Annotated in this window: 15 protein-coding genes; 9 read left to right on the top strand and 6 right to left on the bottom strand. The window is 65.9% G+C overall.

Annotated features, from left to right (window positions below; genetic code table 11):
• Positions 1-146: 146 nt before the first annotated feature.
• Positions 147-932, bottom strand: coding sequence for a GntR family transcriptional regulator (locus tag OG252_RS26730; RefSeq protein ID WP_329339262.1), 786 nt, complete (start codon positions 930-932; stop codon positions 147-149).
• Positions 933-1039: 107 nt separating this feature from the next.
• Here OG252_RS26730 and OG252_RS26725 point away from each other — a divergent pair, with 107 nt between their 5' ends.
• The 4 genes from OG252_RS26725 to OG252_RS26710 are packed head-to-tail and all read left to right on the top strand — an operon-like array spanning position 1040 to position 2637.
• On the top strand, positions 1040-1447 hold the full coding sequence (locus tag OG252_RS26725) for an NUDIX hydrolase (protein ID WP_329345197.1): 408 nt from the start codon (positions 1040-1042) through the stop codon (positions 1445-1447).
• Positions 1448-1493: 46 nt separating this feature from the next.
• Positions 1494-1922, top strand: a complete 429-nt coding sequence (locus OG252_RS26720) for an ATP-binding protein (RefSeq protein ID WP_329339261.1) — start codon at positions 1494-1496, stop codon at positions 1920-1922.
• Positions 1916-2263, top strand: a complete 348-nt coding sequence (locus tag OG252_RS26715; protein WP_329339259.1) for a hypothetical protein — start codon at positions 1916-1918, stop codon at positions 2261-2263. Before OG252_RS26720 ends, OG252_RS26715 begins: the two co-directional genes overlap by 7 nt.
• Positions 2260-2637, top strand: coding sequence for a hypothetical protein (locus OG252_RS26710; RefSeq protein WP_329339257.1), 378 nt, complete (start codon positions 2260-2262; stop codon positions 2635-2637). Before OG252_RS26715 ends, OG252_RS26710 begins: the two co-directional genes overlap by 4 nt.
• A gap of 250 nt (positions 2638-2887) precedes the next feature.
• Here OG252_RS26710 and OG252_RS26705 read toward each other — a convergent pair whose 3' ends face one another.
• Positions 2888-5518 carry an NB-ARC domain-containing protein gene (locus OG252_RS26705; protein WP_329339255.1) on the bottom strand — a complete coding sequence of 877 codons (2631 nt, stop codon included), beginning with the start codon at positions 5516-5518 and terminating at the stop codon, positions 2888-2890.
• An 830-nt stretch (positions 5519-6348) separates the two neighbouring features.
• On the opposite strand from OG252_RS26705, the gene OG252_RS26700 reads away from it, so the two are divergent.
• The 3 genes from OG252_RS26700 to OG252_RS26690 all read left to right on the top strand — a co-directional run bounded on the left by OG252_RS26700 (position 6349) and on the right by OG252_RS26690 (position 8706).
• On the top strand, positions 6349-6903 hold the full coding sequence (locus OG252_RS26700) for a hypothetical protein (protein ID WP_329339253.1): 555 nt from the start codon (positions 6349-6351) through the stop codon (positions 6901-6903).
• A 319-nt stretch (positions 6904-7222) separates the two neighbouring features.
• Positions 7223-7609 carry a hypothetical protein gene (locus OG252_RS26695; RefSeq protein WP_329339251.1) on the top strand — a complete coding sequence of 129 codons (387 nt, stop codon included), beginning with the start codon at positions 7223-7225 and terminating at the stop codon, positions 7607-7609.
• Positions 7610-8334: 725 nt separating this feature from the next.
• Positions 8335-8706, top strand: coding sequence for a hypothetical protein (locus tag OG252_RS26690; RefSeq protein WP_329339249.1), 372 nt, complete (start codon positions 8335-8337; stop codon positions 8704-8706).
• 1007 nt (positions 8707-9713) lie between these two features.
• On the opposite strand, the gene OG252_RS26685 is transcribed toward OG252_RS26690, so the two are convergent.
• Together OG252_RS26685 and OG252_RS26680 are read right to left on the bottom strand one after the other, a co-directional pair.
• The gene (locus OG252_RS26685; protein WP_266437035.1) at positions 9714-9938 is read right to left on the bottom strand and encodes a hypothetical protein; all 225 of its coding nucleotides are present in this window, start codon (positions 9936-9938) and stop codon (positions 9714-9716) included.
• Between the two features lie 44 nt (positions 9939-9982).
• Positions 9983-10201: a hypothetical protein gene (locus OG252_RS26680; protein WP_266437033.1), complete on the bottom strand. Its 219-nt coding sequence runs from the start codon at positions 10199-10201 to the stop codon at positions 9983-9985.
• Positions 10202-10408: 207 nt separating this feature from the next.
• Between OG252_RS26680 and OG252_RS26675 the strand changes: the two genes are divergently transcribed.
• On the top strand, positions 10409-12874 hold the full coding sequence (locus OG252_RS26675; protein WP_329339245.1) for a helicase C-terminal domain-containing protein: 2466 nt from the start codon (positions 10409-10411) through the stop codon (positions 12872-12874).
• A gap of 118 nt (positions 12875-12992) precedes the next feature.
• On the opposite strand, the gene OG252_RS26670 is transcribed toward OG252_RS26675, so the two are convergent.
• On the bottom strand, positions 12993-13541 hold the full coding sequence (locus OG252_RS26670) for a phosphatase PAP2 family protein (RefSeq protein WP_329339243.1): 549 nt from the start codon (positions 13539-13541) through the stop codon (positions 12993-12995).
• A gap of 64 nt (positions 13542-13605) precedes the next feature.
• Complete coding sequence (locus OG252_RS26665) at positions 13606-14676, bottom strand: YihY/virulence factor BrkB family protein (protein WP_329339241.1); 1071 nt, start codon at positions 14674-14676, stop codon at positions 13606-13608.
• A 133-nt stretch (positions 14677-14809) separates the two neighbouring features.
• Here OG252_RS26665 and OG252_RS26660 point away from each other — a divergent pair, with 133 nt between their 5' ends.
• Positions 14810-15277: a DUF5990 family protein gene (locus OG252_RS26660; RefSeq protein ID WP_329339239.1), complete on the top strand. Its 468-nt coding sequence runs from the start codon at positions 14810-14812 to the stop codon at positions 15275-15277.
• Positions 15278-15280 lie beyond the last annotated feature (3 nt).

The raw sequence follows: 15280 nt of genomic DNA, 5'->3' as shown, positions 1-15280 counted from the left end.
GTCTATACAAGACGCAGCCTTCGAACCCGATCTCCGGGAACGACGACCACCCTGCCACACAACTTGCCCACTCGTCTATACGAGTATGCCTGTTGGGGCGTACGAGTTCGGGAAAGGACCCCCGCGCACCACCGCCGGTCAGGCCCTCACGTGGCCGGGAGCTGGTACGACAGGACGTACGCGTCCGCCGCCATGACCGTGTCGCAGACCTCCACGGCCCGCCCTTCGGTGTCATACGCGGTCCGGATCAGATGAATCACGGGCACGCCGGAGGCCAGTCGGAGCGTCTTCACCTCGGTCGGCGAGGGCATTCGGGCCCGGATCTCTTCCTCGAAGTGGTCGAGGCGGTGGCCCAATTCTTCGAGGCGGGCGTAGATGCCGCCGGGGCCGGGGTTGGGTTCGGCGATCTGCGTGCCGCGGGCGATGTCGAGCGGCAGGTAGGAGGTGGCGAACTCGACCGGCCGGCCGTCGAGCAGGTACCGGCGCCGACGGGCGAGCACGCGCCGCACGGAGCCGAGCCGAGTGGAAATGTCCTGGCTGGCCTTCTCTTCCTTGACCTCCAGACTGTCCACCTGGGGGTGACTACCGGCGGCGTCAGCCTCGACGATGAAGGCAGACTTTCCTTGCTCGCGATGGCGCCGGGCGAAGCGGTCGGAGGCTAGCCGTCGCACAGGTGGCCGTGGTCGCACGAAGACGCCCTTGCCGTGCTCGGCGTGCACCAGGCCCTCGCCCTGGAGGACGGAGAAGGAGTTTCGAACGGTCATACGGGAAACCCCGTAATGCTCGACTAGCTCCGCCTCGGAGGGCAGCTTTTCGCCCTCCTTGAACCGCCCACGGTCGATGGCCTCGCGCAGCTGGTCAGCGATCTGCCGGAAGACCGCACGATCACTCGTGGGGTCGAGATCGCCGAGGAGGCTCGGAAGAGACGTCACGTGTACTCCTTTAGGTATCTAGACGAGTGGGCGAGTGTTGTTGCTACGGTGGAGAGCCTAGCCAGCCGAGAGGGCCGAGGAACGTGAGCACTGACCGTCCGCACTCCGTGAGCGTTGCCGGAGTCATCGTCGACGACCAGGACCGCGCTCTCTTGATCAAGCGCCGCGACAACGGCAAGTGGGAACCCCCGGGCGGAGTCCTCGAACGCGAGGAAACCATCCCCGAAGCCCTCCAGCGCGAAGTCCTCGAAGAAACCGGCATCAAGATCGCAGTTCCCGCGACCCTCACCGGCATCTACAAGAACATGACGGGCCTGATCGTCTCCCTCGTCTTCCGCTGCAAAGCCGCCGACGGCACGCCCACCACCGGGGACGAGACCCGCGCACTGCGCTGGGCCACCCGTGAAGAAGTCACCGACCTCGCCGACGAGGCGTACGCGATCCGCGTCCTTGACGCTTTGGACGCGGCGTCCCCGCCGGCCATCCGCGCCCACGACGGCGTGAAACTCGTCTAGCCCGAACCCGCTGCACATGGCGGCCTACCAGCACGAAGGAACTTGTATGCACGAGTATACGAGCACTGCTCGGGTCTGGGGGCTCACTTGCCCAGGTTTCCCAGAAGAGGTCAGCCGGGCCCGGCGCTGGACGAGAGACATCCTGCGCGGCTCACCTCTGGCCGAGGACGCCGAACTGATCGTGAGCGAGCTCAGCGCGAACGCCATCCTCCACACCGCCAGCGGCCTCACGTCCGGCAGCTTCCACCTGGCGCTTGCCGTCTCTGCGCAGGTCATCGCCCTGTCGGTCACGGACGCCGGTGGCACCGGCACGGCCCCGAAGATCGCGCACCAGGACCAGGAGGCGGAGCATGGCCGGGGCCTGGGCATGGTCAGCGCGATTGCGCACCGGGTCGTGGTCCATGACGGCGACGGCGGCCACACGGTCACGGCGGAGCTCTACAGGGATGTCCTCCCAGGAGGTCACCCGTGCTGACGCCGACGAGCGGGGAGCTCTTAGCTGCCGAAGAGCGCGGCAGTGTCTACCGATGCTGGGCGGCCGCTTACCCTCTGCACGAAACGAGCGCGATCCCGCTCGGGTCCCACGGTGCGGCCAGCCCCCGCCTGGCACTGCGCTGGCTACGCGAGCGAACGCGCCACGTCACAGACCAACTCGACACCGCATACGCCCAACCGGGCCGCTACTGGCTGACGGACGAGGCGGAGCACGAACGAGCCCTCACCTACCTGACCACGGGCACGGCCTACCAACTCACGCTCTACGACGAGAACACCCGCTACGTGCTGGTGGCCGGACCGTCAGGAGGCAGGGCGTGAACGGACTCCCCCGCGGCTACTGGTGCGAGTGCTGGACCCAAAAGCTCAGCAAGGACCAACAGCCGGCACTGCACGCGTCCTTCGACGCCTATTCGGCCGCTCAGGCAGACCGGTGGATCGCCATCGCCCTGCGCACCATCAGCCCAGCACTCGACACCGCAGCCTCAGAGCAGGCGTGGGAGTGGCTCTACGAGGGCCGCGTCGACACCAGGCGGGCCTTGCTCCGAGCGGAACCCTGCTCAGTCACCGTAGACCAGGCTGGCACACGCATCACGTGGACGGTACGCCCAGTCATCTTCCTACCGCTCGCACACCGCCAGAGCATCGAACTTCCAGCCTGCGCATACGACTTCAAGCCCCACGCGACCGACTGAGTTACAACTTTCTCTACTGGTTCAAGGCGGCTCGCTCCGCTCCCCGCGCGCGGCCCGGCCCCCGGCCGGGCCTGCGCTCCTGTCTCCGCCCCGCTCCAGCCCGGCCGGCGCCCGAGCCGCGCCCTGAGCAATCAGCCACCTGATGCTAGAGAAGGAGTACCTATGGCTGGGACGGTCGGCTTAACCTTTGGGCGGCCAATTTAGCTCAGCCTCAATGGCATGACTTCAACGTCGCGCTTTACGGAGCAGGTCATTCATCGTTAGCACCAGCAGCAAGTCGACGCTTCAGACGTAGACAGTGTTCGTTATGGGGATCTCTTTGCAATCCTTGCGTTACCCAGCGCTCGGCAGCCTCAGTGTCCTGTGTGAACATACACAGCCAGGCGAGTCGAGAAAGATCGGTTGCATCTGCTTCCTTATGACGAGATTCGAGAAGCGAACGCATCTTGCGAACCATAAGACGCCGTTCATCAGCGTCAAGAACTAGCTCTCTCCGAGAGAGCAGACCATTAAGTCGAGAAGCCGCAGAACTCAAATCCTTGAACGCTGGACTAGCGAGCTCGGCAAGCTGCAATCGTGCGTTCATTTCGGCGAGCGGATCGTCGGCAGCTTGATACAAAGCTACCAACCGATTCCATCCCTCTTGATCCTCTGGATGATTCTCAATGTAACGATTGACGGAATGAATTGACGCCGACAGATCAGACAGCTGATCTCGTTGCAGCTGGGCCAGCGTAAGCCATGCCGGCGTATATCCGGTGGCGATATATTCAATCACCGCCAACTCCTGACTGATGTCTTCCCCATTCTCAGCCCGCTGAGCTGCCGATCTCGCCAGGCGATCGATCCGAGGGCCCAGACCGTGCGTCAGATCCGTGGTAGTTGTAGCCCCGAATCCTCTTATCAATTCAAGGTCTGAGTCGATCGCAATCTTGAGCGGACTGGTCACCAATCTTTTCTTGCCGAATTCCGCCGCTGCAAGCGGAATGGAGAGAAACTCCTGATCGTCGCTACCTTCACGGACCACCTCGATTAGCGACTTCTGCTCTAGATCTCGCAAAGCAGTATCGACGTCTAGATGAGCGATCTCAGTGGCCAAATTTCCGATAACTGGCCGAAGAAGTACCGCCTCAAGGCCGATACGAGGAACGAGCGAACGCCAGTTACACAAGGTTAGGAAGACTCGCTGAGCGGCCGAAGAAAGCGAAGCATAGGAGCGATCAAAAAGGGCATCAAGCATTGCATCTTTTGCTGCCATGACCCGCTTCGGGGTGATGCGGCGCCCCTCTTTTGCCACTTCACCTAGCAGCACTTTAGTGATATAAGGATGGCCGCCAGATTCACGATAGAGTGCATCTCTGTATTCAGAGTCGATAAGTTCGACGATGCCAAGCCTTCCGGCCGTCACGTCAACAAGTTCATTGAACTCGCTCTCGTTCATTCCGCTGACTTCGATTGGGTAGTCTGCCTTGAAATCCCGCGTGCGCGTAGTAATCAACACCTTGTTGGGGAGGCGCACAGAGTTGCTGAGGAATTGATAAAGTTCTGCTTGATCTCTGATAGTTTCGAAGTTATCGAGTACGAAAACGAATGGCCCCCACTCTGATTGCCCAGACAAATTGTCCGACAAATATGTTCGCGCATCGCCCGCCTTCAGTGGTGGCGTAATTTCCATCAACCCGGCGAAATCTCTGGCCACATCATCGATGGAGAGCACATCGGGGCGAACCACCTTAGGGCCTTCGGGCAATAGATCAATGTCTCGTGCGCTGAACCAGATAATGCCGAAGAAGTTGTCAGCTTGCGAGATCTTATGGAGCACCTCCAAAGCTAGCGAGGTCTTCCCTACGCCCCCACGCCCTTGAAGGGTGATTACCGGATGGCGATCATCACAGAGAAGTTCCTGAAGCTCAGTTTCCAGCGCAGCACGCTGCACATAACGCTCCGGACGTGGGGGCACATTACTAAGAGCCTCACCCACAGACTTCATAGCAGAACTCGCGGTTGTCTCCGAAAGAGGCTGCGCCTCTTTCGGAAGAAGATAGGCGCCGCCGTCAATGGTGCGCACCTCGTCGCTAATATACGAGAGTGCTTCGAATTTCCCGTTTCGAAAATTCCCATTCGGCAGAAAAAAATCTGTAAGATCGGGATCTGTGAAGATAAGTGAAGAGCGGCGTGGTTCACCTAGGAAGATATAGCTCCCGTCAGGCAGTGAGTGATCGCTTTCGCGCGCCAGGTACGCGAATTCATCTCGCCCTCCCCCGAAGGCGCTAATGCGATACTTCCCTGACAGGCTTCGGTGAAGATGAGCCCATGCCCGGTTAAAGGCAGGTGCATTCTCCAGGATCTCCGCCAGTGAATCTTGCAACGTCGGACAAACGCTGGAAAGTGTGGCTCCCCTGGGAGCGCCGTGACCGCGGGTGCGATTCCTAAGCCAGCTGAATTGACGCACCCATGCCCTGAGACTAACCTTTTGCCGCGTCAGATCTTCATAACCAGATTCAAGACACCGACAAACCTCATTTAGGGAGTCAACTGCTTTCCGCTGCCAGCTTTCATTTCCTGGCTTAAAGCTTTCAGCGATCGCCCGCTGAGAGTCGCGCCCCCCGGGGTTCAAATGCTGACTGGCAGGTCCAGAGACGGCCTGGTCCAACACCTCAGCCCATTTTCCAATGCCATCGGCTCGAACCAGCTCGTACTCAAGGGAGTACCTATGCCGCTCTCGATCGTCTTCGAGGGCAGTGAGGAGCTCAACAACAAGAATCTTCGTTACCATCTCGCCGAGGTAGAGGAGATCGAAGAAATAGGCGGTATCGGACTCTTCTTTAGCCAGGCGTGACCGTTCGAGCATCCTAGAAGCGGGAATGAAAGAGACGGCCATTAGAGCGAGACCCTCCAAGCGTGGCATGGGCAACGTGATGTGCGCCTTCTGCCACCTCGCGGTGTGGCGCGCATAACTGTCCAGCGTAGAGGATCTAGAGGGCTTAGTCTCCCAGTTGCCCAACCTTCTGTCTTACGGTTTTCCTAAGGTTGTTCGGCTAGCGGCTCGGAACAGACTTGGCGCCCGCCCGGAGGAGCGCCTCTGCCTCCCTATGAGGGCAGCGAACGAGCGGGGAAGAGCCAGCAATCACGGTGAGATCGCCCCAGCGTGAGAGACTGCAGCTCGACCGTTTGCCCTGGTCAGCACCTAAGCGGCGGAAAATGATCGCAGCTCCCAAGCTGAGAGCTTTGCGGGGGGATGCCCCGAGTCGCCTTCGCGGGGTGGCCGTCGCGGCTTGCTCTGGTCCACGGCACCTATAGCGTGGCTGAGGCCGGTGGGGGTGCAGCGAGGCACACGCGCGCCTGCTCGGTCGACTGACGCGCCGTCGTGGCGGGCTTTCGTCGGCTGAGGCTGAGACGGACCGCGACGAAGGTGCCGGCCGTCAGCCGAACGAGGCCCCCGAACCCGGCAAAGCTGGGCCGTCTCCGGGCCGTCCGAAGCCGCTCAACAGTGGCCAATAACGACCAACGACCACCACCAGGCGCACGAGCCCACCGCCCCTGACAGCAAAAACCCAGCTCACCAAGATCCCCGACAAGACCCAGGGCAAGAAGACAGGTTCTGACTCACCCACTGATACACCTCCCACGCGGGCGGGTCACTCGCTTGAGCCAACTTGAGTGGCAGGCCAACGCAAGCACTTCTACGATCGGATGGAGTTGGAGGTGAAAGTGAGCATTGAAGACCACATCCACGGACGCTCAGTAACGCTTGCCCTCAACCTTGATCAAGATGAGAAGGAACCACTAGCCCTTCTCGTTACTTCCTTTGATCAAGGCCTTACTCCTCGTCAAATGGAGCGAGTGGCTGAGAACCTGAAGAGTGGAAGATACATCGCCGACACCGGCAGTGCCCCCACTCTCACCTACGATCCTGGCAATGAAACACGCCCCATCTACTATCCAGATGGGTTGCAAGCGTTGCACGACTTCGCGCAGTTCCATAGCGAAGTCGATGCACCACTCTACGAAGTGCTTGCCGCCGAAGCAAAACTTCCAGTGTGGGGAACCCCCCCTGAAGCCTGGCAATTTATGACGGCCGCTTTGGAGAACCCTGAGCATGTATTTCTAGTGGCGGCTCCAGTAGCGTTCCTAACGGTTGGCGTCGGTCTCGGCTTCATCATGCTCGGTGTGTGGATGGGAACCATGGCCGTGCTTCGCGTAGTGCGCTACGTCGATAATCGCATGGCACTCGTCCAAAGGGCTGAGATCATCAAAGGCTATTGATGCAGGCGAAGGCGAGGAGTAATGAACAAACTGCCCTAAGTCGGATGTCAGCCCACCGGACCCGGTACGAACGGGCTGGCCGTCCGCAGGAGCTCGGCCACTCAGCGTTAGCCAGACGTGTGCCAGATCTTGCGAGGAACCACGGGAATCTCGGGAGCCAACCGGCAACAATTCGTATGCGGCGATACTGTAGTTCCGCCGCAGGTCAGGACAGACCCCACTTCCAGAACGTCTTAGCTTCCCAAGCTAAGGGCCCACCAAAGCACCGAAGTTGATTACTCCTACGGCGAGGCCGGCCTCCGTCATGGACGATTGCCGCATGCGTTACTTCAACGGGACCGGTTGGCTCGCGATCTTCACCGGCACGGAAACGATGACCGGTCGGACCGTGGACGTAGACGCCTGGGACGAGTCGACCGGCGTGGCCCTCGTCGTCGATCCTCAGGGCGGCACCCGGCGGCCGGTCACGGACTACCCGGACTTCTCCCACCTGGAGCGAGCCGACCAGATCGTGTCCGCCATCCCTGGAGGCGGCTGGCGTGCGTACTGGAAGGACGAGGGACCCGATAACGGGCCGTTGACCGAGCAGGTGTTTGCATGGCTGGTCACGTCTAAGGGCCGAGTCACCCCGATCACCGTCGACGCCCACGGTCACGTGGATGACGCCGAGAGCGCCGATCGCCTCATCCCACCCGGGGAAGAGTGAAGCAGCCGCTCCGCGCCACCGTCTCAGTTTCCGTCTCATTCAGCCCCGTTCGCGGGCGTTCATCGAGGACCGCACGCCGAGCTCGCCTCACGGGCCAACCGCCCATGAACGCAGGTGAACGCCCCTGCACCCAACCCACCACCCCGCCAACACAGTTGGAAAGCGTGTTGGGGGCAACCCCTCACGAGTTCGAATCTCGTATCCTCCGCCAGTGCCTCACCGGGCACGACTCGAAGGGCCCCACCGTTCGCGGTGGGGCCCTTCGACGTTGTCCGTCTCGGTCGGCTATCCGTCTCAGTCTTCGTGCGTACGCCCGCACTGGCTGCGCGACCTCAGGTCCATGGGCGGTTGCGTCTCAGGAACGACGACTGATCCACGTGCGGGTCTGAGGAGGGTGTGGGCGGTGAACCTCCGCCCACACCACTCAGCTCTGGAGACCGTATGAGGTCTGTGAGTTCCCTCTTCCGTACCCGCAAGGCGGCATCCGTGGCCGTGGTCATCGCCGTGGCGGCCTCCGCCGCCGTAGTCACTGGCGCCACGGCGTCCGGGAAGTCACCGGAAGGGCCCGTGCACGCGAGCGTGACCGGATCGGCCGAGTTCCGGTTGCCGTATGTGAATGACGCCGACATCCTTCGTTCGCGTTCGCGTTCGACGCGCACGCTGCCCCGTACAGCAGACCGGTCCCTGGCGTATCCACCGGCTTACCGACCGACGCGTATGGCACGGTGGCCGTCTCCCACTACTCTGCGGAGCAGGACATCACATACACCGCCGAAGGCAAGGTGGACTGCCTGGTGACCGCGCCGGGCAACGCGACCCTCACTGCGGTCATCACCGAGGTGAGCGCCGGAGGGCCGGACTGGGTGGGAAAGCGGCTGGGGTTCAGTGTCCACGACGGCGGTGGGGACAAGCCCGGGAAAATGTCACGGGATCGGGTGGGATTCTCCTGGGCGGACGGGGTGAACACGACATACACCGATGAGGGCGATGTGGCGTCCCCGGTGGGTCCGTGCATGGCGCCTGCCGCCTTTTCACCCGTCAGCAAGGGCGCGTACCGAGTCCGGCACGCCGACCTGCCGCTGTGGCCGACCGGCTAGACCTCCGCCGGCGCACCGTTGTTCGACACGTCCCGGACACCATCGTCGTCAAGAAGGTATGACCCGGCGCCCCGCCCTCGCGAAGGAACCTCGGACAGCGCGGCCTCCGAACCACGGTCACTCGCGCTGCGGACAAGTCCGCCGACGCCGGCCTCGACGTGCTGGCCGACCGGCTGCTCACGGCCCCGCCGACCGCACCCGGAACCCGACCCGTTCGGCAGCGGCGTGCCTCTCGCGACGGACACCGAGGCGATCGACCGCGTGTCTGAGGCGCAGGTCGTTGCGAGGGTCTCGCCCTTGGCAGCGAGGGCGGCCACCTGTCACGATCAAGCCGTGGCCAACCTTGCAAAGATCGCTGGGCGGATGGATGTCCTCCTCACGCGAATCGCGGCGCGGATAGACATCCCCCTCCCAAAGATCGCGAGGCAGGTGAGCATCTTCCTCGACTTGGTGGGCGGCCCCGTGGTCGGTGCGTTGGTGCTTTCCGTAGGTATCGAGACCTTCCGCGACGGTGGATCCGTAGGCTGGCCCATCGGGGGATCATGTCTGCTCTTGATCAACTTGTTGGTGGCCTGGCGACGATTCGCCCGACTCAGGAATCGCGCTGCGTCGCCGTAGCGGCGCACAGACAGCCGCTCGGGCTCGCGCAGACGAGTATGGGCGGTCTGCACAGGTCCTCCGGAGCGTAGATACGGCAGGGAAGTACTGCGACCACAGCAACTGGCCATGTCCCGCAGGGACTTTCCAGCAACCACCCCGCCCGTGGTTCGCCCCGACGACAAGCGCGCCGGGGGCGCCCGAGGCGGAAGCCGAACCGGTGGGAGTAAGAAACCGGTGGGAGTAAGAGCCACCGCTCCGACCGCGAGCCAAGAAGGTCGGCCGGCCAGTCAGGCCCCGTAGCCGCTCCGTCGCAGGTCAGGGCGGCAGGTCAGGGCGACAACCACCCTTGGGAGAGCCAGGCTTCCCACGCTGAGAGCGCGGCGAGTACGCATCGAGTGGTCGGTGTGTCAGCTGCTCGTCTCCGCGCCCCAGCGTTCAGGCCCCACTCCCCGCCAGTCGATCCACGGTGATCCCGCCACGTCCGACGGTTCGACCTCCAACCCGGCTCGGCGGAGGAACTCCGCGACGTCGGCCACGTTGTGGGCCAGCCCGAGGATCTCGCCGTCCACGCGCACGCGTCGGCCGCCTGTGGGGGACGGCGGGTGGACGATCACGCGAATCGGTCCGGACATGCCTTCAGGATCGTCCGGGACATGGTGCCCCGCATTCCAGGACGTCATTGAGGAAGCAGCTCACTCACGTCCACGTCTCGCTGTTCCAGGTCACGCAGCGCCCACCGCGCTGCGGGGCTTGGGCGCCAATGCTGCCAATGCCGCCAATGCCGCCCATAGGGATGGAAGCTCAGCTCGGTGCGGCCGGGCCGCTCCGCGAGCTGTCGGTAGGTGGCGCTCCACTCCTGCTGCGCCTGGGCGAGGTCGTCTGGGAACGGTCGCATGACCAGATTCAAGCATGTGTTCGATTTCTTGCGCCAGCAAGGAGATGTCGTCCGGCGGTTGTCGGTGCTCTCAACACGCGCCGGCCCTCAAACGGGTACACGCCCTTACCCGGCCACCCGTCGATCACCCAGCTACGCCATCCTTGAACCCGGCGCCGGAGCTGCCGCGCGCCGCGACGCTTCCTGGTTCGGCGAGGTGCACTCCGCATGAAGTCCCGTTCAACACTGGCGACATGGCTGAGCGGCCTTGACGCCTCTCGTCTGGCACGCGTGCTCGGGGCGCGGAGGGACGCCGTGGCCCCTCCGGAGCCGCGGTCGGTGGGGGAACTGGCGGACCGGCTTCAGCGGCCGGGGTCGGTGGCACTGGTCCTGCCGCGGCTCGCGCTGCCGCACCTGCAGGTGGCCGAGGCGCTGGCGGCGCTGGGGGTTCCCGCATCGCGCGATGCTCTGGCGGAGCTGCTGGGAGCGGCGGACGACGAAACGACCCGCGAGCTGGCGGCGGTTCTGGAGGTGCTGGCCGATCATGCTCTGGTCTGGCCGGACGGCTCGGGGAAGCTCCGCATGGCCGGACCGCTGCGGCAGGCATGGGACGCGCCCCTGGGACTGGATGCCCCGCTGGAGCACCTCCTCGCGGGCACTACCTCCGACGAGCTGCGCGGCATACTGGTGGCGCTGGGCCTCAAGTCGCCGGGCACCAAGGCGCAGCGGCTGGCCGCACTGGTGGAACACCACAGCGACCCGGAGCGGATCGCCTCACTCGTCGTCAAGGCGCCTGCGGCCGCCCGGGAGCTGCTCGAACGCCGGGCGGTTGCCGCCCTGGAGGAACCTCCACAGTTCATCGTGTTCGGGCATCCGGGTCCCGGCCGCGAAGCCGACGGCGCTCGATGGGCGGTGGAACGGGGACTCCTGGTCCAGGACCGTCACCGTTACGGTCCGGCCCGTATGCCTGCCGAGGTGGCGCTCGCACTGCGCGGGCCCGGCTGGCACGCGCCGTTCCAACCGGTCCCGCCTTCCCCGGGACTGGCGTCTGTCACTCCGGCGGAGGTGGACCGCGAGGCGTCGGCGGCGGCTGCGGCGTTCGCTGCCCGTGCCTCCTCGGTCCTGTCGGCCTGCTCGGCGGCGGCGCCGGCCCGGCTGAAGTCCGGCGGGATCGGTGCGCGTGAGCTGGCCCGGATCGGCAAGGCCGCCCAGGCCGACGACGCCGTCGTACGCCTCACCCTGGAGACCGCGTACGCCGCGGGGCTGCTGGGCCGGGACGGCGATCGGGTGGCGGCCACCGAGGCGTACGACGCCTGGGCGGAGCAGGAACCCCCGGAGCAGTTCGCCGTACTGCTTCAGGCATGGCGGGACCTGCCGCTCACGCCCACCCAGGCGCGCGACGAGGACGACAAGGCGCTTCCCGCTCTCGGGGGAGCACCGCCCTGCGGCGGCTGCGTGCAGGCCCGCCACGGGCTGTTCGCCGCAGCCGCGCAGCTCCCGGCAGGGCAGAGTGTGAAGGTCGCTTCGGAGTTGGGGCCCCTGATCGCCTGGCACCGCCCGCTCGCCGATTCCTCGCCCCAGGACGGAACGCCGTTCGCCTCCGTGATCCGTGAGGCCGAACTCCTCGGCGTACTCGCGCGTGGTGCTCTGTCCGCCCTCGGTATCCACCTGCGGACCGGCGACACTGAGGGAGTGCGCGCCGAGTGCCGGCGGCTGCTGCCTTCGGCCACCGCCGCGGCCCGGATCGGCGCCGACCTGACCGCCGTCGTCACCGGCACACCGGCCACGCGGCTGGCCGCGCTCCTCGACTCCGTCGCCGACCGGGAGACCAGCGGCACGGCATCGGTGTGGCGGTTCAGCGCCGGCAGCATCCGGCGGGCCCTGGACGCCGGCCATGTCCCCGAGGACATCGAAGCCGACCTGACCGCGGTCGCCACCGGTCCTCTGCCACAGCCGCTGTCGTACCTGATCGCCGACACCGCGCGCGGCCACGGGCGGGTGCGCGTCGCCCCCGCCGCCTGCGTCCTGCACGGCGACGAGCCCGCGCTCCTGGCGGAGGTCGCCGCCCACCGCAAGTTCGCCAAGCTCGGGCTACGGCAGCTGGCGCCGACGGTGCTGATCAGCCGCAGCCCACTGGACACGACCGTCGCCGCGCTCCGAGCCGAGGGATACGCCCCTGTCGCCGAGACGGCCGAGGGCACGGTACGCGTCGAAAAGGCCCGGCCTCGGCGGGCCACCGCTCCCGTTCCGGCTCCGCGCGACAGCGACGGCGGCGCGAAGGGCAGGGGTAGCGGCGCGAAGGGCAGGGGTTTGATCGCCGGCCCGCGCGCGGCGCAGGCATCCGCCGCCGTCGACTCCCACGCCCTGGCGGACCGGCTGCTGGCCGCCCCGCCGACGACGCCCGATCCGGCGCCGTTCGACGGAGGGGTGCCCTACGCCACGGACACCGAGGAGATCGTCGCGGGGTGGGCGAAGCACCTGCCGTACGGCGATGTCCGTCAGCTCGCCCACGCCATCGATGCCGGTCGGGCCATCACCGTCGAGTACGTCGCCACCTCGGGCAACCGGACCGTGCGTACCCTCAGCCGCCTCGTGCTCGACCCGCCCTACCTCGAAGCCTGGTGCCACCTCAGGGACGCCGAGCGCGTTTTCACCCTCTCCCGCATCCAGAGCGTCATGAGCGTGCCCGAATGAAATCGTCGACAGGCATGACCTCATGACCTCATGGCCTCATGGCCTCATGGCCTCGAAGGGGCGCCCTGTGGTGAAGAGCGGCGGCTGCCGGCAGCGCGTCCGTCGGCAGCCGGACGTGTCAGAGCACGTATCGCCGCAGCAGCCGCGGTACGGCCCGTACCAGCGCGGCCGCAGCCAGTCCGATCGCGCCGCCGGCGGCGACGTCGGTGGGGTAGTGCGCGCCGCTGTGCACCCGTTGCGTGGCCACCGTCACCGCCGAGGCCCCGCAGGCGGCACCCGCGGCCGGCCACACCGTCGCGACGGCCCCGGCGAAGCCGAAGGCGGCGGCCGTGTGCCCGGAGGGGAAGGAGGAGCTGTCCGGCCGGTCACGCAGATCGTCCGGCGGCACCCACTCCCGCGGCGGGCGGCGCCGCCGGTACAGCTGTTTGGCGACCCCGCTGGACAGCACCTCGGCCGTCGCCATGGCCGACACCCCCGCGGCGGCGGCCGTACGGCCGCGCCAGCCGCCGACCGCGGCCATCGCACCGGCCGCCGCCCACCACAGCTTGGTGTGCTCGGCCGCCTCCTCCACAGCGGGCGCGACCCGCCGCAGCCAGCGCGGTCCCCACGCGATCGTGCGCCTCGCCAGCCTGTGATCCCGGTCGCGCAGGCTCGCCATCGCTCCCATGACCAGCGACTTCCCGTTCAGAGTCCTCCGACACCGGTGCCGCGAGCGGCGGTGATCCGCCGCCTCAGGGTTCGGATTCGAGGCGGCGGCGGTCCTCCTCGTCCCACTTCCGGGTGTCGCGCGGCTGGACGTACGGCTCCTTCCCGGCCGGGTGACCGCCCGCGACAGCCCGCTGGCGGGCCAGCTCCGCGTCGAATTCCAGGCCGAGCAGGATCGCCAGGTTCGTGATCCACAGCCACACCAGGAAGATGATCACGCCGGCGATGGCGCCGTAGGTCTTGTTGTACGAGCCGAAGTTGGCCACATAGAACGCGAACCCCGCCGAGGCGATCATCCAGATCACCAGCGCCAGGAAACTGCCCGGCGTGATCCAGCGGAAGCCGCGGACCTTCGCGTTCGGTGTCGCCCAGTACAGGACCGCGATCATGATCGTGACCAGGACCACCAGCACCGGCCATTTCGCGATCGACCACACCGTCAGCCCCGTGTCGCCGACTCCGAGCGCCGTGCCGAGTTCCCGCGCGAGGCCGCCGGTGAACACCACGATCAGCGCACTGATCACGGCCATGACCATCAGCACCACGGTCACGCCGACCCGTACCGGCAGCACCTTCCACACCGGGCGCCCCTCGGGAAGGTCGTAGACCGCGTTGGCGCTCCTGATGAACGCGGCGACATAGCCGGAGGCCGACCACACCGCGAGCACCAGACCCACGATCGCCATGATCGAGCCGAGTCCGGCGTTGCCCTGCATCTGCCGGACCGCGTTGGTGAGGACGTCCCGCGCCGCGCCCGGGGCGAGCTTCTGGATGTTGTCCAGCACCTGCTGCGTCGCCGACTGCCCGACGATCCCCAGCAGGGAGACGAGCGCCAGCATGGCCGGGAACAGCGCCAGGATCCCGTAGTAGGTCAGCGCGGCGGCCCGGTCGGTGAGCTCGTCCCTCTTGAACTCTTTCAGGGTGCCTTTCAGCACCGTCCCCCAGGAGCGTTTGGGCAGGTCGGTCGGCTTGTCCGGCGCCTGCTGCTCCACCTGCTCGTCCGGCCCGGCATCCGGGGCACGCACGGTGTCGGCCTGGCGGTCGGCCGCGGCGTGCCCGGTGCTGTGCCTTCCATGCCTTCTGATCGTCCGTGTCATGCCGCACGAGTATCCGGCCGATCTCCGACTGAACCTTGCGGATACGAACATTTGCGGCATATGCGGCATGAGTGGCCGGACGACCCGTCCGGCTCGGCGGCCGTGCGGTGGCGGGCAGCGGATGATGGCCCGCATGCGCATCCGTATCGACGCCTTCGACCTGCCCGGCCTCACCCGCCCGGCCCCAGCCGACGGCTCCGCCCCCGCCTACGGCAACATCCACGTCGCCGTGCAACGCCGTGACCGTCCGGCCGAGCTGCTCGACCCGCAGCGGGGCGACGCCGCGTCCGCGACCTGGACCCTGGAGTGCACGGCGATCACCTCGCCGACCGGCATCGAGGTGCAGGGCCCCTATGTGCAGAACCGTCTGGGGCACCGGTTCATCTATCTGTCGTGGGGCACGGTCGACGAGGCCGGCCTCTTCACGATGTTCCGCCGCGGCAAGCTCATGCTCGACGCCGTCCCCGCCGACGTACTCGCCGCCGCCGCACCCGACGGCCTGCTGGTCGCACGTCTCGGCCTGACCGACGCGTGTGGCGGCCCCCTGTGCGCACGGATCACGCCCCCGCACGTCACCTGGACCGCCGAACCCGCCGCCTAGTCA

This window comes from Streptomyces sp. NBC_01352, from assembly GCF_036237295.1.
GTDB lineage: Bacteria > Actinomycetota > Actinomycetes > Streptomycetales > Streptomycetaceae > Streptomyces > Streptomyces plumbiresistens.
Note: the sequence above shows the minus strand (reverse complement) of the source record. Positions and strands in the feature narration are given on the sequence as shown.

Excerpts from the sequence above, each read along its gene's own strand:
- OG252_RS26705 (WP_329339255.1), bottom strand. The coding sequence starts at position 5,518 with ATGGCCGTCTCTTTCATTCCCGCTTCTAGGATGCTCGAACGGTCACGC.
- OG252_RS26695 (WP_329339251.1), top strand. The coding sequence starts at position 7,223 with ATGCGTTACTTCAACGGGACCGGTTGGCTCGCGATCTTCACCGGCACG.
- OG252_RS26720 (WP_329339261.1), top strand. The coding sequence starts at position 1,494 with ATGCACGAGTATACGAGCACTGCTCGGGTCTGGGGGCTCACTTGCCCA.
- OG252_RS26670 (WP_329339243.1), bottom strand. The coding sequence starts at position 13,541 with ATGGGAGCGATGGCGAGCCTGCGCGACCGGGATCACAGGCTGGCGAGG.
- OG252_RS26680 (WP_266437033.1), bottom strand. The coding sequence starts at position 10,201 with ATGCGACCGTTCCCAGACGACCTCGCCCAGGCGCAGCAGGAGTGGAGC.
- OG252_RS26660 (WP_329339239.1), top strand. The coding sequence starts at position 14,810 with ATGCGCATCCGTATCGACGCCTTCGACCTGCCCGGCCTCACCCGCCCG.
- OG252_RS26675 (WP_329339245.1), top strand. The coding sequence starts at position 10,409 with ATGAAGTCCCGTTCAACACTGGCGACATGGCTGAGCGGCCTTGACGCC.
- OG252_RS26665 (WP_329339241.1), bottom strand. The coding sequence starts at position 14,676 with ATGACACGGACGATCAGAAGGCATGGAAGGCACAGCACCGGGCACGCC.
- OG252_RS26685 (WP_266437035.1), bottom strand. The coding sequence starts at position 9,938 with ATGTCCGGACCGATTCGCGTGATCGTCCACCCGCCGTCCCCCACAGGC.